Origin of the sequence: Rhodococcus sp. DMU2021 (assembly GCF_019641445.1) — a bacterium.
In the GTDB taxonomy this organism is placed as follows: domain Bacteria; phylum Actinomycetota; class Actinomycetes; order Mycobacteriales; family Mycobacteriaceae; genus Rhodococcus; species Rhodococcus pyridinivorans.
Genome location: NZ_JAIFKB010000004.1, coordinates 379,280 through 397,819, shown reverse-complemented (window position 1 = coordinate 397,819; position 18,540 = coordinate 379,280). Strand labels below are relative to the sequence as shown.

13 protein-coding genes are annotated in these 18,540 nt (G+C 68.8%); 7 read left to right on the top strand and 6 right to left on the bottom strand.

What is annotated here, in order from left to right; all coding sequences use genetic code 11:
- From K3M35_RS10235 to K3M35_RS10225, 3 genes are read right to left on the bottom strand one after another with little or no spacing between them, the layout of a single operon-like run.
- Positions 1-1,281: a GNAT family N-acetyltransferase gene (locus K3M35_RS10235; protein ID WP_220666364.1), complete on the bottom strand. Its 1,281-nt coding sequence runs from the start codon at positions 1,279-1,281 to the stop codon at positions 1-3.
- Positions 1,268-2,836, bottom strand: a complete 1,569-nt coding sequence (locus tag K3M35_RS10230; RefSeq protein WP_220666363.1) for an oligosaccharide flippase family protein — start codon at positions 2,834-2,836, stop codon at positions 1,268-1,270. Before K3M35_RS10230 ends, K3M35_RS10235 begins: the two co-directional genes overlap by 14 nt.
- Positions 2,837-2,883: 47 nt before the next feature.
- Complete coding sequence (locus K3M35_RS10225; RefSeq protein ID WP_094979600.1) at positions 2,884-4,275, bottom strand: polysaccharide pyruvyl transferase family protein; 1,392 nt, start codon at positions 4,273-4,275, stop codon at positions 2,884-2,886.
- Positions 4,276-4,482: 207 nt separating this feature from the next.
- On the opposite strand from K3M35_RS10225, the gene K3M35_RS10220 reads away from it, so the two are divergent.
- From K3M35_RS10220 to K3M35_RS10205, 4 genes are read left to right on the top strand one after another with little or no spacing between them, the layout of a single operon-like run.
- On the top strand, positions 4,483-5,994 hold the full coding sequence (locus K3M35_RS10220; protein WP_220666362.1) for a hypothetical protein: 1,512 nt from the start codon (positions 4,483-4,485) through the stop codon (positions 5,992-5,994).
- A complete protein-coding gene (locus tag K3M35_RS10215; RefSeq protein ID WP_220666361.1) occupies positions 5,991-7,505 on the top strand; it encodes an O-antigen ligase in 1,515 nt (504 codons plus the stop codon). The genes K3M35_RS10220 and K3M35_RS10215 overlap by 4 nt, the downstream gene beginning before the upstream one ends.
- Positions 7,502-8,587 carry a glycosyltransferase family 4 protein gene (locus tag K3M35_RS10210; RefSeq protein ID WP_220666360.1) on the top strand — a complete coding sequence of 362 codons (1,086 nt, stop codon included), beginning with the start codon at positions 7,502-7,504 and terminating at the stop codon, positions 8,585-8,587. The genes K3M35_RS10215 and K3M35_RS10210 overlap by 4 nt, the downstream gene beginning before the upstream one ends.
- Positions 8,566-10,923, top strand: a complete 2,358-nt coding sequence (locus tag K3M35_RS10205) for a glycosyltransferase (protein WP_259443807.1) — start codon at positions 8,566-8,568, stop codon at positions 10,921-10,923. The genes K3M35_RS10210 and K3M35_RS10205 overlap by 22 nt, the downstream gene beginning before the upstream one ends.
- Before the next feature lie 16 nt (positions 10,924-10,939).
- Here K3M35_RS10205 and K3M35_RS10200 read toward each other — a convergent pair whose 3' ends face one another.
- Both K3M35_RS10200 and K3M35_RS10195 read right to left on the bottom strand, forming a co-directional pair.
- Positions 10,940-12,262, bottom strand: coding sequence for a putative glycoside hydrolase (locus K3M35_RS10200; RefSeq protein WP_094979604.1), 1,323 nt, complete (start codon positions 12,260-12,262; stop codon positions 10,940-10,942).
- A 92-nt stretch (positions 12,263-12,354) separates the two neighbouring features.
- Positions 12,355-13,734, bottom strand: a complete 1,380-nt coding sequence (locus tag K3M35_RS10195; protein ID WP_183079172.1) for a phenylacetate--CoA ligase family protein — start codon at positions 13,732-13,734, stop codon at positions 12,355-12,357.
- Between the two features lie 193 nt (positions 13,735-13,927).
- Between K3M35_RS10195 and K3M35_RS10190 the strand changes: the two genes are divergently transcribed.
- From K3M35_RS10190 to K3M35_RS10180, 3 genes are read left to right on the top strand one after another with little or no spacing between them, the layout of a single operon-like run.
- Positions 13,928-16,063: an alginate lyase family protein gene (locus K3M35_RS10190; RefSeq protein ID WP_308257068.1), complete on the top strand. Its 2,136-nt coding sequence runs from the start codon at positions 13,928-13,930 to the stop codon at positions 16,061-16,063.
- A 41-nt stretch (positions 16,064-16,104) separates the two neighbouring features.
- Entirely contained in the window at positions 16,105-17,109 is a 1,005-nt protein-coding gene (locus K3M35_RS10185) for a glycosyltransferase family A protein (RefSeq protein ID WP_064060550.1), read from the top strand.
- A 38-nt stretch (positions 17,110-17,147) separates the two neighbouring features.
- Complete coding sequence (locus K3M35_RS10180) at positions 17,148-17,747, top strand: dTDP-4-dehydrorhamnose 3,5-epimerase family protein (RefSeq protein WP_094979606.1); 600 nt, start codon at positions 17,148-17,150, stop codon at positions 17,745-17,747.
- Between the two features lie 4 nt (positions 17,748-17,751).
- Here the strand turns inward: K3M35_RS10180 and K3M35_RS10175 are convergent, their stop codons facing one another.
- Positions 17,752-18,396, bottom strand: a complete 645-nt coding sequence (locus tag K3M35_RS10175) for a PIG-L deacetylase family protein (RefSeq protein WP_081263402.1) — start codon at positions 18,394-18,396, stop codon at positions 17,752-17,754.
- Positions 18,397-18,540: the final 144 nt, after the last annotated feature.

Sequence of the window (18,540 nt, the reverse complement as noted above, 5' to 3'; positions counted from 1 at the left end):
TCATTCTCCCGCGGGGGTTGCGTGATCGAGTCTGGGTGTTTCGCTGTCTGCGCTGCCGTCCGCGACCTTGGCCCACAGGTCGAGATCGCGCAGCCGTTCGTCGCGTGTGGTGATGCCTCGCATCCGTCCTTCGAGGGTGAGCCCGAGCGCCTTCGCGAAACCGGCTGCCACCGCGTTGCAGGAATCGACCCCGGTCTGCACCCGCTCGATGTTCAGCACCCCGAATGCCCGGTCGAGCAGCCATCCCGCTGCCTGCAGGAGCGCCCGGTGACTGTCGTCGCCGGTCGCGTCCACACGCAGTGTGGCGTCGTGCCGGACGAGATCGATCGGTTCGAAACCGACCGTGCCGAGGTGCCGGCCGTCCTTCTCCACACGGTATCCGAAGGCGTGCCCCGACCAGCCCGCCAGCGGTGAACTCGGTTGCCACATCCCTTCCAGGACGGCGTCCTCCTCCCCGCAGTGTCGTCGCAACAGAGGAGGAGACAGGGCGTGGACCGGTCGCAGGATCAGCCCACCGACGTGGGCGGATGCCGCTTGCAGCGATGCGCGTCCGGGAGCCAGCCGTTTCGCGGTACCGAGCACGTACCGACAGCCGATCGCGAGACTTCTCGGCGAGATGCGCCGGTCGACCGAGCACACCGGTAGGACGAGGGGAACCGAGGGATCGGACCACTGCGCGGTCAGTCCCTCGCCGGGCACCCGATCGGCCGTCATAGCGAACAGGATGTGGTTCTTGCGACGGCCTCCTGCCGCGAAGGACTTCTTCATCGTCGCCTCCCGGACGAACCCGAGCCGGTCCGCGCCGCGGGCGGCCGGGAGGTTGTCGACACAGATCGGCGCGGTCAGCCGGTACAGTCCCAGGGCGGTGAACGCGTGGTCCATCAGGATCGATATCGCCAGGTGCCCGATGACCCGACCACCCACCGCCGAATCCATCCAGATACCCAGCTCCGCGGAGCGGCTCACGTGATCGATGCCGAACAGGTTGACCTGTCCGGCGAAACGCCCGTCGACTTCGATCACGAAGCCACGCGACCGGCGGCAGGATCGCAGGTGCAGGCACTCCTGCACCCATTCGTCCTGGGTGTGCCGCGCCTCCCAGGACAGCGGACTGGTCGCCCAGAACGGTTCGATGATGGCCCGGTCGCGCAGCCGGATCCGGCGCCACTCCCGATGGTCCGAGAACCGCGGGGGCCGGAGCCGGACCACCTCCCCGGACCGCGCGACCGCGGCGAGTTCGGCGGAGCCGTGTTTCTCGGGATGGGTTCTAGGAATCGACACGGGTATCTCTCCTCGTCCTGACGGCGGTTGCGACAAGTCGGCGGACCGTGCCGACCAGGTCGGTCGTGGCAGATCTCGCGAACACGCCGAGCGCCAGAAGATAGGCGGCTGCGAAGACGAGTGCGTCGAGTGCCAACAAGGCGACGGCGGTGAGGGTGGGGTGCGTATCGCTGTGTGCGAGATGGTGTTCGAACAACCAGAGCACGACCGTCGCGACTGCCGCGGCGGGCAGCGGGGGAAGGATCGCGCCGGCGAGCTGCGAGAGCGACACCGGGATGCATCTCCTGGCGAGGGCCATGACGACGATCCCCACGACGATGGCCGTGATCGACACGGACAGTGCTGCTCCGACGAGGCCGAAGAATCCGACGAACACGAGCAGGAGCGCCAGACCCACACCGACCTCGGTGAGCGTGTACCAGTTCAGCAGGCCCGTCCGGCCGCATCCTTTGATGATCTCCTCGCTCACGCAGATGAACGCCTTGCCGAGGCTGAGACCGGCCAGGGCGACGACCACCGGTCCGGCTCCGCGCCACGGCTCTCCCAGCACGACGACGACGGCGGGTGTGCCGGCAGCGATCATCAGTCCGGAACACGCGGCGGCTCCGATGGTCGCCCACTGCAGGGCGCGCAGATAGGCCGAGACGAGCCTGTCGGGGTCCTTGGCGATCCGTGAGAAGGCGGGAAACAGTGCGACCGACCCGATCTCGATGATCGCCATCGCCGGGATCCGGGCGATCCGCTGGCCGTACCGGAAGAAGCCGAGGTCGGAGGCGCTGAGCCCTCGGCCGACCACCACCGCCTCCGTCGCCGCCTGCACCCGCGAGCCGATCATTCCGAGCACGAGGGGTGCTCCGTAGCGGGCGAGTTCGCGCCAGAGGGCGAACGAGGCGCGGCCGCAACCCGGCCGCCAGCTGGTGATCGTCCAGACGGATACCACCAGGGTGATGTACGAGACGTAGGTGCCGGCGACCATGCTCCACACGCCCCAGCCGAGGGCGGCCGTCGACACCGCGACCGTCGCGTAGCTGACGGCGACGGCGGGACCGACGATCAGCCGCCTCTTGACGCTGAATTCGCGTTGCAGCATGGCTTCCGGCACGTTGGCGACCGAGTAGACCAGCAGTACTCCGGAGGTCGCGGCGGCGACCAGCCCGGCGGTGGTGCTGTCGAAGATCGCCCCGATCACGGGTGCGGCCGCGAGCGCGCCGATGCTCATGACGATCCCGGCCAGCAGGGTCACGCGGAAGACGGTCTCGGCCGCGTCGGCGACGTCGGTGTCGCGCTGGATGAGCCCCGACCGCAGTCCACCTTCGACGAATGTGCCGAAGAAGGTCGTGAGAACCGTTCCCGCGACGAAGATCCCGATCTCGGCCGGAGTGAGCAGGCGTGCGAGGGCGACGGTCTGGGCGAGCGAGACCAGCTCGCAGAAGAGCAACGCGACAGTCGACGCGCCGGCCACCCGTCCGATCGAGGACATCAGCGACCGACCGGACGGGCCGGTCTCCACCGTCCGGCTCGCAGGGTCCGTCTCTTCGGGGGTCGTGCTGCTCACTCCGGCGACATCCTTCCGGCCTGTACTGCTCGGTGATCCCAGTGGTCTCAGTGGTTCTCGACCCGCGCCCGTTCGGCGAGCGCGAACACGTGTTCGAAGGCCACGTGTCCCAGGCGGATCTGCTCCCGGGCACGGGCACGCAGACGACCGCGGACCTCGTCCGCCTGCTGCCAGGAGGTGCGCGTCGCATCTGCGAGTTTGCTTCCGAGCGCGGGATCGTCGAGGTGCAGCAGGGTGACGCCACCGCCGAACATGTCCTCGAGGCCGCGGAACTTGTCGTCGTAGTAGCGAGTCGATGACAGGGCGACCACAGGGATTCCCCGCGAGAGCGCGAACACCGCGAGGTGGTAGGCACCGGTCACGAGGACGCGGCACCTCGACACCTGTTCGACGAGCTGTCCGGGCGAGGTGTACCGGGGCGGCGGTTCGGCCACCGAGTCCGCTCCGCGCACGATGGGCAGCGTCGAACGGCGGTCCTGGGAACGGTATTCCGCGATGATCAGCGGCACCAGCGTCGAGGAGTACTCGGTGGCCACGGCCTGCACGACCCTGCGGACGGTGTCGCGGGCGATCTCCGAGACGGGGGCGTAGGCGGCGAGACGCAGGCACACGCCGAGGTCGGTTCCGGGGCCGGTGTCGCATTCGGTGTAGGCGAGTTCGATCGCGTCGTCGCCGGTGACGAGGATTCGATCGTCCGGCACACCGGCCCGTTCGAGGATGGCCGGGCCGCGAAGGTTCTCCCGCAGGGAGACGAAGTCGACGCGCGGCATCACCTCGGCCGCGCGTTTCTGCAGGAGGGGGTCGTCGAGCGGTCCGAGGCCCTGGCCGACCATGGCGACGGGAACACCGTGGTCGCGGGCGTGCTCGATGAGGGTGAAGACACGGTGGGCCTGGGCGGCATCGGAATCGGTGATGTAGCCGCCTCCGAGCACGAGCAGGAGGGAGGCCTTCTCGACGGCGGCCGCGCTGCCCGGGTGCACCGGCCGGCGAGCGGCCGCCTCACTCGCGGAGACGGGCGCTTCCACCGCCTGTTCGGACGGGAGACGCGCGCGGACGAGCCGCTCGAGCCGCCGGCGCAGTCCGCGTGCCTTCTGCGGGAACCACACCCGGAAGCGGACCATGCCGAGGGCGATCGGGCCGACGATGTGCGGTCCCAGTGCGGCGAAGAAGTCCTCGGCGACCGTCGGCTCGGCCCATGGGTCGGTCGAGAGGACGGTGATCCCCTTCGCCGTCGGGTGGTAGGCGCGGAGCAGGAGCGGGACGTCGGTGAGCACGCCGATCTGCGCGTCGGGCCATCTGCGACGCAGGCGCGTGATCGTGACCTCGAGCATCGCCAGGTCGCCGTTGTTGCGAAGCCAGTACTCGCTGCTCTCGATAAGAATGCGGACCGGTCGCGTTGCCGGTTCGTCCGAGTGCAGTCCGAAATGATTGTCGATCATCCGATGATCCGATCCTCGATGAGGGAGGGTCCGGGAGTCCCCGGCGGTGCGGTGTAGCGAAGCATACCCAGAATCAGGCTCATGGGTACTGTTCGAATCCATAGTCCATCAAAATTGGGATTTAACAAACTGAAACTCTGCTCTATCGTGTAAAAAGAGACTCAGAGATTGTTTTAAGCGTCGTCTCCCGAGGACCTGGGGTACCCCATGACACACACGAGCACCACTACCGACGCCGATACACTCGGCACGGCGACGACCGTCGGGATCCAATTTCAGCGCATCCGCCACTTCTGGCCCCTCGTCCTTCTCATCACGCTCGGGGCCGTGATCGCGTCGGCCGTGAGCACCTACACCGCCGAGCCGAGTTACACCGGCCGGACGGTGTTGATCGTCTCCTCGCCGGGACGTGTCCCCGAGGAGGACGCCGTCATGGTGCGGGGCTACATCGACCTGTTCAACGATCCCGCCTACCAAGCGCGACTTCGGGATTCGACCCATCTCCCGCCGGGCACGACCTTCGAGGCACGCACCGCCGCCGCGAGCTCGATGATCTTCGTCGAGGCGACGGCCGGTACCGATGTGGGAGCCAAGGACGCCGCCCTTGCCCTGGCCACGAACTTCCGGTGGGACGTCGACGCGGTGCGGCGGGCCGAGAAGGATGCTTCTCTCGATGCACTCCGCAGCCAGCTGGACGAGCGGCGCAGACTGCTCACCGAGGGCGCGGACCCCGCCTACACCACCCAGCGGATCATCGAACTCGAGACGCTGATCCAGCAGTTGCAGGGCGATTCGACCAACCAGCTCCAGATCCTGCAGCCCGACGCCGGCATCGCGATGTCGGAACCGAGCATGTCCCGCAACGTGCTGGTCGGACTCCTCGGCGGCCTCGTCCTCGGCTCCGTCGCCGCAGTTCTCGCCGCCCTGTTCTCACCCACCCTCGGCACCTCCCACGACGTGCACACGAGGACGGGAGTGAATCCGCTCGTCGAGATCCCCCGCGGGGGAAGCCGGCGCAAGGACCGCGCGCGACATCTCGGTTTCGTCCGCCTCGCGACCCGCGCCGGACACCGCCAGGTACCGCGGCCGGGGACCCTGGCCGTCGTCTCGCCGACCCGCACACCGGCGACCGGCCAGGTTGCACGGGCGATCGCCGAGTTCTGGGCCGGTGAGGGCGAGCGCGTCGTCCTGCTCCACGCCGACATGCACACCGCCACGGTGCAGGAACGCACCGCCGCCGACAACGCCGTCACGGTACGCACGGCACTCGTCCGGGATCTGCTCGACGACCCGGACGCCCCGCTCGACCGCGAACGGTTCACCCACCTCTTGCGACGGCTCCGGGCCGATGCCGACCTCGTGATCGTCGAGGTCCCGCCGCTCACCGAGGATCCCTTCGCCCACTCCGCGTGCGTCGTGAGCGACCGGACCGTGCTCGTCCTGGATCGGCGCTCGGGCCGGGTAGGTCCCACCCGCGAGGCCGTCGAACTGCTCGCCGACGCCGAACTGCTCGGCGCGGTCCTCGTCGACCCCCGCACCGGAAGCTCGCTCGTCCGCCGTCTCTTCCGCCGCAACAAGCGGGGCGAGTCCCTCGCCACGGTGCGCTACGAACGGATCGACAACCTCGGCCCCGACACGACGACGATCTCGTCCAACGGCCACCATCCCGACCGGGACGCCGCGACACTGCTGTCCGGCAAGCCGGGTGCGACACCATGACCACCGCAGGAGCTGTCCGGCCGGGCATCCGATCGTCGGGAGCCCGGTTCGGACGCGCGGCGCTCACGGCCGCCACGGCCGCCACGGCCGCGGGCCTGCTCGTCGCCGCGGCCCTGGCCGCATTCGTCCTCCCGGGCGAACTGCTTGCGCTGATCCTGCCCGGGGCGGTGGGACTGGCCGTCATCGCCGCGGCGGTCTACCACCCGGCCACCGCGGTGCTCGTGCTGATCGTCGCAATGTTCTTCCGGCTCCCCACACCCGAGATCCCCATGCTGCCCGTCGATCTGTTCGTCTTCCTCTTCGCGGTCGCGCTGGGGTCGTTCGGGCTCTGGATCACCGTGCGCCCCGATCGCATCCGGCAGCTGGGCATGCTCGAGATCTTCATGGGCCTGTTCGTCCTGTGGAACTTCTGGTCGATGTTCGCCTCGCACCGCTTCCCCGCGGTGGTTCCCCTGACGAGTCAACCCACCTCGGTGTCCCGCTTCATCATCATCGGCACGGTCATCCCGTTCGCCGTCTTCGTCATGGGCCGCCTGAGTTTCGATCGGGAGCGTGCGGTGCGAGGCATGCTCTGGACCGTCACCGCCATCGCGGCGTTCTCGGCGATGATGAGCATCTTCCAGCTCAAAGGTCCGACCGCTCTGGTATGGCCGCGCTACATGCTCGAGAATGAGCACTGGCCGGGCCGCGCGGTGGGTGTCACCAATCAGCCCGTCGGCAACGGGACGATCCTCATCTTCGGATTCATCGTCACGGTCGTCCTGGCTTCTCAGAAATCCGAACCCGTCTGGCTCCGGCGCCTCGCCGCCGTGATCGCCGCGGCCTGCGCCTACGGCGTCTTCCTCACCTACACACGCGCGGTGTGGCTGGCGTTCGGGATCGTCGTCCTCGTCGGACTGCTGTGCGCCCGAGACTTCCGCCGCGCTTTCGCCCTGACGGCCACGGCGATGGTGGTCGCCGTCGCGATGAACTGGTCCACCTTCACCAGCGCCGACCGGAAGGCCGGCGGGGTGGGTTCGACGAGCGAGATCCACGACCGGCTCAATGCGATGGCGACGGCCTTCTGGGCGATCCGCGAGGAACCGCTCACCGGATGGGGTGTCGCGCGTTTCGTGTCCGTCAACACCTTCTTCCACCGGGCGTGGGGACCGAGCATCCCGTGGGAGGGCGGATTCGGTATCGACGCCCACTTCACGGAACTGGGGATCTTCGCCGAACTCGGCATCGTCGGTGGTCTGTTGTGGATCACGGTGCTCGTGCTGCTCGTCGTCCAACTCGTCCGCGCCTACCGCAGGTTGCCACCGGGCCGGCTCACCGGGCAACCGCTCGCGATCGCGGCCGTCCTCGCCGTGCTGTGCCTGCTCGTCACCGGGTTCACCGCCGAACTCCGCAATTTCGATGTCACCAATGCGATGGCACTGCTCATCGCCGGTGTGGCGATCGGATGGTCCGACCGGTTCGTCCCGCGGAAGTGGGATCCCGAGAGATCCCCGGAGGAGGTCTCGTCATGAATGCCCCACGGGTGCTGTGGGTCTCCACCAGCACATCGACCCGAGGCGGTGTCGCCTCGTTCGTTCGCACGATGCAGAGCACCGATCTGTGGAGCGACTGGCATATCGAACACATCGGCACCCATCGCAACGGTTCGATCCCCCTCCGGATCGTCGCCTTCGCCGTCGGGCTGGTCTCGTTCACCTACACGGTGATCCGGAGGCGACCCGACGTCGTACACCTCCACACCGCCTCGTACGGGAGCTTCGTCCGGAAGGCCACGCTGGCGTGGATCGCACGCGCTGCCCGCATCCCGGTGATCCTCCACGTCCACGGTGCCGAGTTCCACCGCTTCTACTCCCTGTGCCCCAAGCCCGCCCGGGCCGTCATCCGCGCGACCCTCACCGAGGCCGACGCGGTGATCGCACTCGGGGAGAGGTGGGCGTGCCGCCTGCAGGAGATCGCACCTCGCGCCCGGATCATCGTCGTGCCCAATGCCGTCCGGCCCCGGACGCCCGTTTCCCAACTGCCGGACGGGCGACCGGTGAACGTGCTCTTCCTCGGCGAGGTCGGTGAACGCAAGGGCACCTTCGTCCTGCTCGAGGCATGGGCGCGACTCGCGCACGAAGGAGTCGTCTCCGGCGCGCACCTGACGATTGCGGGCGACGGCGCCGTGGACGCGGCCGCACAGCAGGTCGCCGAACTCGGAATCGACGACACCGTCACCATCGCGGGATGGGCGGCGCCGGAAAAGGTTTCCGGACTGCTCCGTGACAGCCGCATCCTCGTGCTCCCGTCCCGGAACGAAGGTCAGCCGATGGCGATCCTCGAAGCCATGGCGGCAGGATTGTGTGTGGTGGCCAGTCCGGTCGGCGGGATACCCGATCTCGTCGACGCCGATTCGGGAATTCTCGTCCCACCCGACGATCCCGACGCCCTCGCCGCCGCCCTCCGGAAGGTCGTCACCGACGACGCGGAGCGGGCCCGTCTCGGTGCCGGCGCCTGGCACCGGGTGTGCACGGAATTCGACGTCGACGTCGTGTCACGGCGTTTCGACGCCCTCTACAGAGAGGTCGGCAGATGTCCCGTCCGCTGCGACTGATGTACGTCGTGCCGGATCTCGGTGTGGGCGGCGCCGAACGGCACGTCACCACCCTGCTCCCCCGACTCGACCCCCAGCGCTTCACCTCGTGCGCCGTCTGCATCGGAGAACCCGGCGCGCTGTTCTCCGACCTGGTGGACTCGTCGATTCCCGCAACGGCGCTGCGCAGGACAAAACGACAGATGGTGCGTTCCCTCGTCGATCTGGTGCGGGAGATGCGCCGGTTCCGTCCCGACATCGTGATCACGCGGGGATACAACGCCGAGACGCTGGGACGGGCTGCGGCCTTCCTCGCCCGGGTTCCGCACGTCGTGGTGTGGGTTCACCACTGCGGTGATCCCGAACCTCGCGGCCCGCTCCGGCGACTGATCGACCGGTGCCTCGATCCGATCACCGATTCCTATTTCGGTGTGGCCGAGGCCCAGCGCGCATTCATGACCGACGATCTCGGCTACCCACCCGAGAAGATCACCGTCGTGCACAACGGGGTCGATCCGTCACTGTACGACACCACCGACGATCGCAGCGTGCTGCCCGAACTCGGCGTGCCCGTGGATGCTCCCACCGTCGGGATCGTGGCGGCACTGCGTCCGGAAAAGGACCACGCCTGTTTCCTCCGCGCCGCACGGCGGGTCGCCGACGTGCGGCCCGACACCCGTTTCCTTGTCATCGGCGACGGGCCGTGCCGCGAGGACCTCGAAGTGATCGCCGACGCCGCCGGTCTGCGCGCGAACGTCGTCTTCACCGGTGCACGCGGCGACATTCCCCGCATCCTCCGCGCCCTGGATCTCGTCGTCCTGTCGTCGTACAGCATCGAGTGCTTCCCCATGGCTCTGCTCGAAGCCATGGCATCCGGCCGTCCCGCGGTGTGCACGGCCGTCGGCGGTGTCCCCGAGATGCTGGTCGACGGGGTCACCGGCCGACTCGTCCCTGCCCGCGACGAACGAGCACTCGCCGACGGGATGCTCGAACTGCTCGACGATCCCGAACTCGCCCGCAAGATGGGGCGGGCCGCGCGGGAACGCGTGGAATCGGAGTTCACACTCCACCGAAGTGTCGAGGGCGCCCAGACCGCCCTCGTGGAAGCCGCACGGTCCGCCGGAATCGTGCGACCCGCACGGTCCGGAATCGTGCGACCCGCACGGTCCAGAATCGTGCGACCCGCACGGCCGACGGAGCGAGCCGATCGGACGGATCCCGTCCGCCTCACGCTCGTGCTGGACCAGACGTTCGTCGGGGGCGTCGAGGTCCTCATGCTCGAGGTGTTCCGGCACCTCGATCCGTCGGTCGTGCGCCCCCGTCTGGTGTGCCTGCGCGAAGCCGGCCCGCTTGCCGAGGAATATCGGCGCGCGGGATTCGAGGTGGAGGTCGTCCCCCGATCCGGCCGCTACGATCCGCGTCGGTTGACACGGCTCGTGCGGATGCTGCGTACCGACCGCGCCGACGCCGTGCTCGTGACACACCACCACCATGCCGCCCTGGCACTCGGTAGACTGGCGGCGCGACTGGCCGGGACACCCACGAATCTCGTTGCCGCACACGACATGGATCTGAAGAGCATCGGCAAGCGGTGTCTTCCCCGGTGGGTGGTGTCCACCCTCTTCCTCTCCGATGCCCTCGTGCTGCTGGGACCGCGCCAGGGAGACTATCTGCGCCGCGAGGAGGGGGTCGCCCGCCGGCCGTGGTCCCGCACGCGAGAAGTGGTCATCACCAACGGGATCGACATCGGTGAGCCACCCACCGAGGAGGACCGCGACCGGGCCCGCGCAGCGCTCGGGCTGTCCCCGGACGCGTTCGCCGTCGGTATCGTCGCGCGGTTGAGCCGTCAGAAGGCACACCAGGTGCTGTTCGAAGCGGTGAGGCTCGCCGCACACGCCCGTCCCGAGCTGCAACTGCTGGTCATCGGTGGGGGCGAGAGGGAATCCGAACTGCGTTCGCTCGCCGATGATCTCGGTATCTCCGGCCGGACCGTGTTCACAGGTGTGCGCCGCGACGTCCGGGCACTGCTGCCGGGACTGGACGTGTCTGCGCTGTCGTCCGTCCACGAAGGTGCACCCATCACCGTCATCGAAGCCATGGCCGCCGGGCTTCCGGTCGTGGCCACCGAATGCGGTTGCCTGCCCGACATGGTCACCGACGGGACCGACGGCTTCCTCGTCCCGGTCGGAGACGCCGCAGCACTCGCGGAACGATTATGCGTGCTGGCCGCCGACCGGTCACTCGCCCGCCGCTTCGGCGCGAACGGCCGCGAACGCGCGGAACGCGAGTACCGGATCTCCCGGACCGCACGGTCGTTCGAGGCCCTGCTCGACGAACTGACGGCCCGGTCGAGCTGACGGGCAGATCGACCGGTCAGTCCGTCCGCAGGAGGATGAGGCCGTCCAGCGGTTCGAGCACCACCTCGTCGGTGACGCTGCCGTCGTTGACGCTCGGGTCCTGCGTCCCCTGCAGGTGACGGTAGGGGCGCTCGAGGTACACGTGTTCGGCATTGTCCCCGCTGTTCACGAGGACGATCCCGTTCTCGAAGTCCCGGCGGAGCACGGTCCGTCCCGCGTCGCCCTGCAGGCCGACCTCGGAGACGGGCAGGCCCAGATAACCAGGGCCGAGTCCCGCCCCGTCCATCTCGTCGTAGTAGGCGGTACTGCCGTAGTGCAGGAGCATCGGCGCCCAGTAACCGTCTCCCAGGAGCGTGGCCGTGAGAAAGAAGCGCGCTCGTCGATAGGTGTCGGCCACACTCCGGCCCGTCCCCAGGCGGTCGATCGTCATCCACACTCCCGGCGATCGGTGTCCTCCGCCGGCACTCGTCTCGAGATAGCGGTCGAGGTCCATGCCCGGGTCGCGCTCGACCATCGGATCCGCGAAGCTCTCCCAGGCCCGCCCGTCGAGCAGGCCGTCGACCGGGCTGCGATCGCCGTTCGCGACGATGATCGCGTCGGGCATGCGCTCCCGCATGATCCGCTCCGCCACGGTGAGTCCCCGCGCCCACGGACCGTCGGTGCCGTAGATCTGTGAATCCGGTTCATCCACACCGTCGCCGTCGATGTCCCACGCATCCGCGTCGGCCGAGTAGATCCGATCCCCCCAGACGTCGAGAAGGACACCGTCCCAGATCCCGGTCGACCAGACCTGATCGGCGACCCACTCCGCGGCGTACTCCGCATAGATCCTGCCGTCGACCCGCGGCGCCACGTCGGTGAGGTTGGCCATCGTCGTCCGGGGCCATTCGCTGACCGGCTCCCCCGATGCCGTGGTGGCGAGCCATTCCTCCGGGAAGGCGCTGCTGTTCGGGCCGTCGAACTGCCACAGGGCGTACCGATCGGCCCAGTATCCCGGCGACCCCAGCGCTCCCGGAAGGTCGACGAGGTTCATGTACGCGAGCAGACGGACACGCGGATTCCGCGACCGGAGCCCGTCGAAGTACGACTCCGGAACACGATGCGCCCATTCGTGATCGAGAACCACGAGATCGTATCGGGCGAGCTCCTCCATCGGAGGGAGACGATCCTGGTCGAGATAGTAGGTGGCGGTTCTCGGGAAGGTCGGCTCACCGGTCGCGGGCATACCCGGCAGGGACATCGCTGTCGACGCCGCATCCGCGGTGGTGTCGCGCGCGGTGGGCGCCGCGCAGGACAGCGACGACGTCGTCACCAGCACGACGAGCAGGATGCGGGACACCGTACGGCCCTTCGATCCTCCGGATCGGTAGCGGTGCCGGGATCCTCCGGATCCGCGGGGGCGTCCCGTTCTCCTGTACACGGGATGACGCCTCACTCTCCCGGACCCAGGCGATAGCCGGCGAAGGCCTCGGCCACGGCCGCCGGAACGGCACGGTTTCCCCCACCCTCCACCACGGCCGTCTTGAGTTTTCCGGAGGCGGTGCGCGGCACGGCATCCAGGGTCACCACGCGGAGTTCCTGCCCCGGGCCGAACAACCGCTCGACATTGCGTCTGTACTGTTGCTCGACACGCTCGGCGTCGAAGCCCACGCCCGGAACCATCCGGATCTCGAACCGCCCGGGTGCGAGTTGCGCGATCTGCGCTTCGCGGACACCGGTGACGTCGTCGATCACGGTGGACGGCAACGGAAGCGGCCTGCCGTCCGCGGTGGTGAACGCGTCCTCGACCCGACCGTCGAGCGCTCCGAGGGTGGGGAACGCCCGGCCGCACGCGCACCCGTCTGCCGGTGCCGATCCGACCAGATCGCCCGTCCGGTAACGGAAGATCGGGAAACCCCAGTTGTGCAAGGGTGTTCCGATGATCTCCCATCTGTCCGGTGCACCGGGGACGGGTTCGAGTTCGACGATGCCGTAGTCGGGGAAGATGTGCATCGTGCCCACCTCGCACGTGCCCGCCATCGCGACGCGCTCCGTCTGACCGTAGTGATCGACGATCGGGCCTCGGAAGACCTCGCGGATCAGGGCGCGCTGGGCGGACCGCATCGTCTCGGAGGACGTGAGGACGGCGCGGACCGGGAGCCGCTCCCCCTGCTCGTACAGCAGTTCCGCGAGCAGACAGATGCTCGACGGCCAGCCGTCGATCGCGTCGGGACCGAACCTGCGGATGTCCCACACGATCGTGGGCAGATCGTCGGGGGTGAGCCGGTAACTCGACACCAGCAGCTGTCGTGCGCCGGGGACGATCTCGGTCGGGTGTCCGGGACAGTCGGCCGCGAAGTCGCTGCCGCGCAGCGTCACCCGGCGAGGGGCACGTGGCAGACCGAACCAACTCCACTGCCGCTCGAGCACCCGCATCTCGTAGACCGACGAGCCCGGGGTCCGGTAGACGGTGACGGCCCGGCCCGACGTCCCGCTCGAATGGGCCTCCCACATCGCGCGCGCAGGATAGGCCCGGAACGTCTCGGGACGGTCCATCAGGTCGTTGCGGCGGAGGACGGGCAGGCGCCGCAGGTCGTCGAGGGTGCGGATCTCACGCGGGTCCACCTTCTCGCGGCGGAACCACTGCCGGTAGAACGGCGAGGCGACGGCCGCCCATCGCGTCATCGCGCGGAGCCGACCTTCCTGGAAGGCACGGATCTCGTCGGGGCCCGCCGCGGCGATCCTGCGGAGTTCACGGCTCATCGGGGCGGCGAGTGGATGCATACGCCGCACGCGGTGCTGGACGGCGACGAGTTTCTTCGGAGGTGCCATGGGCCCACCTTCGTTCGGATGCGCTCGCGCTAAACATACCTGTAGTCTGATTAAGCGGCAATATACAGACTTTGATTTTGCTACGGTGGGGATCCGCACCGTGCCGATCCCCTGTCGATCACCTCGTAACGGAGGTCCCGTGCAACCACCTCGTAACGGAGGTCCCGTGCAACCACCTCGTAACGGAGGTCCCGTGCAACGACTCACCTGGTACGCACATCGGCTCCGCGCGATGGAACCCGCCGAGATCGAATGGCGGGTCCGCCGCCTGGTCGGACAACGACTTCCGTCCCGATCGTTCACCGACGCGCAACTCGTCGGGCCCGACCTCGACTGGCGCGGCACCCTCGACCGTTTCCGTGCAACCGAGGGCCGTCCCGTCCTCCTCGGCCACGAACAGGCCGGCGGCCTCGCCGGAACCGAGATCGCCGCCGCCACGCTCGTCGCCGCGGATCGGGTTCTCGACCACCGCTTCGCCTACTTCGGCTATCCGGAGGCGGCACTCGGACCCGAGATCGACTGGAATCACGACCCCATCGGCGGGATCGACTGGCCGGCGCTGCCCGGTCACCGCATCGATCACCGCACTGCGGCCGGCGACCCGAAGTGGATCTGGGAACTGAACCGGCTGCAGCACCTTCCGTGGCTGGCGCAGGCCTGGCTCCTGACCGGCGACGATCGCTACGCCGCCGAGGCGTTCGACCAGCTGGACTCGTGGATCGCCGCCAATCCCCCCGGACGCGGCATCGCCTGGCGCGGAGCGTTCGAGGCGGGCATCCGCGCGATCTCGGTGGCCGTCGCGCTGCAGGGGCTGCGGCACAGTCCGCGTCTCACCGTCGCCCGCTTCCGCGCCGTCGTGTGCATGCTCGCGGAGAGCGCCCACCGATGCTGGGCCGAACGCTCGTTGTACAGCTCGGCGAACAATCACCTCATCGGTGAACTCGCGGGCCTTGTCACCGTGGCGCTGCTGTTCCCCGATCTACGGCCCTCTCCGCGATGGGAGCGTGATGCCGTCACCGCGTTGTGCGCGGAGGCCGACCGGCAGATCCTGCCCGACGGCAGCGGTGCCGAACAGGCCGTGGGCTATCAGATGTTCACCGCCGAGCTACTGCTCCTCGTCGCCGAGATGCTCCGGCGACGTGACGGATACGCGCCCGTCCTGCTCACGAACGCGATCACGCGCAGTAGCCGGTATCTCGCGACGGTGGTCGGAGACCACGACCCGGCACCGCGCTACGGGGACGACGACGAAGGGTTCGCCCTGCGCCTCGACGCGTCGCCTGTGCGCACCATCCGCGATCATCTCGGTCTCGTGGGGGCCGTCCTCGGCACACCCGATGCGATACGGGCCGGCACTCGATCGCCGGCGGCCGGATGGCTGGACGCCCCTACGAAAGCCACCGAGGACGTGCCTCGTGGCGAACCCTTCGGCAGCTTCCACGCGCCCGACGGCGGCCTCGTGGTGCTGCGCTCCGGGCGACGCCGGATCACCATGGACGTCGGGCCCCTCGGGTACCTGTCGATCGCGGCGCACGGCCACGCCGACGCACTCGCGGTCACCCTGAGTGCCGACGGCCACGAACTCGTCGGACATCCGGGTGTGACGAGCTACTACGGCCATCCCGACTGGCGGTCCGCACATCGGGGCACGCGAGCCCACCCGACCGCCTCGGTGGACGGACTCGATCAATCCGTCATCGGCGGTGCCTTCCTCTGGCGGCAGCACGCACGGGTGCACACGCATTCCGTGGACACCGCAGCGGGCTTCGTGGACGCCGAGCACGACGGCTACCTCCGGCTCGACGAACCCGTCGTACACCGCAGGTGGCTCATCGCACCGCCCGACCGTGTCACCGCGGTGGTGGTGGACCTGTTCACCGGTGCCGGCCACCACGAGTTCCGCACCGCCTGGCCGCTGCATCCCTCCCTCGACGTCCGACCCGCCGGGTGCGGCCATCTCGCCCTCCGGGAGGACGCACCTGCCCTGCAGCTCGCCTACGCCGCGTCCTCCGGAGAACCGATCCGCAGCGAGATCCGCGGCGACACCGACACGAATCTGGGCTGGTGGTCGCACCGGCTCGAATCCCGCGTCCCCGCATGGCTCGTCGGCAGTGTCGTGCACGCGCAGACCCCGGTCGCGCTGGTGACGACATTGACCCCGGGCGGCGCCGGAGAACCGGCGGTGTCGGGACTCGCCGTCGCCCTGTGCGACGACGCGATCACCGTCCGGTGGCACGACGAGGACGGCGCCCACCTCCACACCGTCCTGTCGAGCAGCGACCCGCCCGGACACGTGCGGCGCGAGGACGTCGCCGACCCCGTTTCCTGATCACCCGCCTGATCCCCGCAGTTTCTCCGAGGAGTTCGAGCATGGAACCGACCTTCAGCTTCCTCACCACCGCCTACCGCACCGAGGACTACGTCGCCGAGACGATCGAATCCGTCTTCGCGCAGAAACTGGACGACTGGGAACACGTGATCGTCGACAACGGCATGTCGGACGACATGGCCCGCGTGGTCGGGCGGTATCTGAACGACCCGCGAATTATCCTGGTGCGCCAGGAGAATCGCGGCTACGCGGGCGGGATCGCCGCGGCGGCGAAGGCGGCACGCGGGCGATACCTGTGCGTCCTCGACAGCGACGACCACCTGATGCCGGGCTTCTGCACGCGGGTCGGTGCCGTGCTCGACGCCCGGCCGGAGATCGACGCCGTCGCGGTGGACGCCCACCTGTTCACCGATGCCGAGGGACTGCTGCCCACCGGGTACATGCGGTCGATCGGGGCCGGCGGGAACCGCCGGGGGCGCGGACGCCTCTCCCTGCTCGACGTCCTCGGCGGCGAGGTCCCCTACTACACGGCGGCGATCCGCCGCGAGGCGTGGTCCGCGGTGAACGCCTACGCGTCGGGCATCGAGGACGTCGACGAATCGGTGATCGTCTGGCTCCGCCTCGCCGACCGTTTCGAGGTGCAGATGCTGCCCGACCGGCTCGCCCGGTACCGCTTGCGCGGCGACTCGGATTCGCGGGACGAGGCCACCGTCTCGACCTTCGAACGGCAGCTGATCCGGTCGTTCCAGGCGGGCGCGGCGTTGGCGACGACCCCGGAGGAGCAGGAGGCCCTGGACGAGACGGTGCGTCGGCTCCGCTACGACCAGGCACTGCGTCGGGCCCGGTCCGCCTTCCTCCGCAACGATCTGCCCGCCGCCCGGATCGCGGCCCGTGACGCCTTCACCCACCGGCGTTCCCTGCGTGCCGCGGTTGCGCTCGCGTCCGTCACGGTGGCTCCCGGCCCGGTCCGGCTGTTGTACCCGGCGAAACAACGACTGACGAGCGCGGCCGGGCGGGTGGCCGTCCGTCTGAACGCGCCGGTCTGACGCACCTTCCCATCCCGTAGACACGAGGGAGACCTGCGATGCGTATCGACACCACCGACCTGGCCGGTGTTCTCGTTCTCCACCCCGAACCGTTCCGTGACGATCGAGGCCTGTTCACCCGCACCTTCGACGCGACCGAATTCGACGCCTACCTCCGGAGCCGTCCGGATTCGCCGGCCGTCCGGGCATGCGACTTCGTGCAGGACTCGCAGTCCCGCTCGGTCCGGGGCGTCGTACGTGGCATGCACGGTCGCTCCGGGGACGGGGAGGCGAAACTGGTGCGCTGTGCACATGGAGCGATCCACGACGTGCTGGTCGACATCCGTCCCGGATCGCCCACTTTCGGCCGCTCACAGGCATTCCTGCTCGACGACGTCGAGTTCGCCCACCTGTTCGTCCCGCCGGGATTCCTGCACGGTTTCCAGGCGCTGGCCGACGTCACCGACGTCTGTTACCGCATCGACCGCCCGCACGATCCGCGTGAGGATCTCGCGGTGGCACACGACGATGCGGATCTCGGCATCGTCTGGCCACTGCCGGTGACGACGATCAGCGCACGTGACGCCGCTGCCGGCAGCTGGAAGGACCTGTTGGCCGGGCTCACCTCCTCGGAGAACCCGGCCGACGTGTTGTGGTGAATGCTCAGGCGCCCTGCCCGCCGAACCGGACGACCGCCTTCTCCAGGACGAACGCCTCGGCGTGCGGGTACCGGCACTGCACCCCGCGGAGACGGGACAGGCCCAGGAACGACTCCTCGTCGAACCAGTCGTGATCGGTCTGCGACGGATAGTGCTTGAGCAGCACACGCGCCTTCTCCGCCGCGACATCCCTGGTGAGCGGGTGGTACACGGCGGTGGCCGGCGTGTCCGCCTCCCATTTGAGGATCTCGTAGCCCAGGACCAGGTGGTCGCGGAAGACCGTCGGCACCATCTCGGCGAGCAACCGATGGTCCTGATGCGCGTCGGCGCGCTGCGGAGCGAACACCACGTCGGGTTCGGTGTGGTAGCGGAAGGACTGGAGTGCAATCTTGATTCCCTCCCAGTACCCCGGGGCACGCCCGTCCGGGATGTCCAGTACGCGGACCATCACGTCCGCTCCGGGGCACATGGCCCGCAGCGCGTGGTTCTCCTCGATCTCGCGCGGGGTGTCGCCGCCGGAGAGGACGAAGGCACGCACCCGCAGGTTCGGGCACGCCGCCGACAGGGTCAGCAGTGTTCCGCCGACCCCCATGGCGATGTCGTCGCAGTGGGCGCCGAACAGCGCGACCTCGCGGACGTTGCGCGGCATCAGCTCGATCACGACTCCCACACCCCCTCGGTGCTGCGGCCGGGAGCGCAAACGACGGGAGACAGAAGCACTTTCATGATCAACACCTTGTCTTCGGCGACGGAGGCCAGGCTGACGGAAGACCCCGCAGAGGAATGTCGATGG

Excerpts from the sequence above, each read along its gene's own strand:
- K3M35_RS10225 (WP_094979600.1), bottom strand. The coding sequence starts at position 4,275 with ATGATCGACAATCATTTCGGACTGCACTCGGACGAACCGGCAACGCGA.
- K3M35_RS10220 (WP_220666362.1), top strand. The coding sequence starts at position 4,483 with ATGACACACACGAGCACCACTACCGACGCCGATACACTCGGCACGGCG.
- K3M35_RS10215 (WP_220666361.1), top strand. The coding sequence starts at position 5,991 with ATGACCACCGCAGGAGCTGTCCGGCCGGGCATCCGATCGTCGGGAGCC.
- K3M35_RS10210 (WP_220666360.1), top strand. The coding sequence starts at position 7,502 with ATGAATGCCCCACGGGTGCTGTGGGTCTCCACCAGCACATCGACCCGA.
- K3M35_RS10205 (WP_259443807.1), top strand. The coding sequence starts at position 8,566 with ATGTCCCGTCCGCTGCGACTGATGTACGTCGTGCCGGATCTCGGTGTG.
- K3M35_RS10195 (WP_183079172.1), bottom strand. The coding sequence starts at position 13,734 with ATGGCACCTCCGAAGAAACTCGTCGCCGTCCAGCACCGCGTGCGGCGT.
- K3M35_RS10185 (WP_064060550.1), top strand. The coding sequence starts at position 16,105 with ATGGAACCGACCTTCAGCTTCCTCACCACCGCCTACCGCACCGAGGAC.
- K3M35_RS10180 (WP_094979606.1), top strand. The coding sequence starts at position 17,148 with ATGCGTATCGACACCACCGACCTGGCCGGTGTTCTCGTTCTCCACCCC.
- K3M35_RS10175 (WP_081263402.1), bottom strand. The coding sequence starts at position 18,396 with ATGCCGCGCAACGTCCGCGAGGTCGCGCTGTTCGGCGCCCACTGCGAC.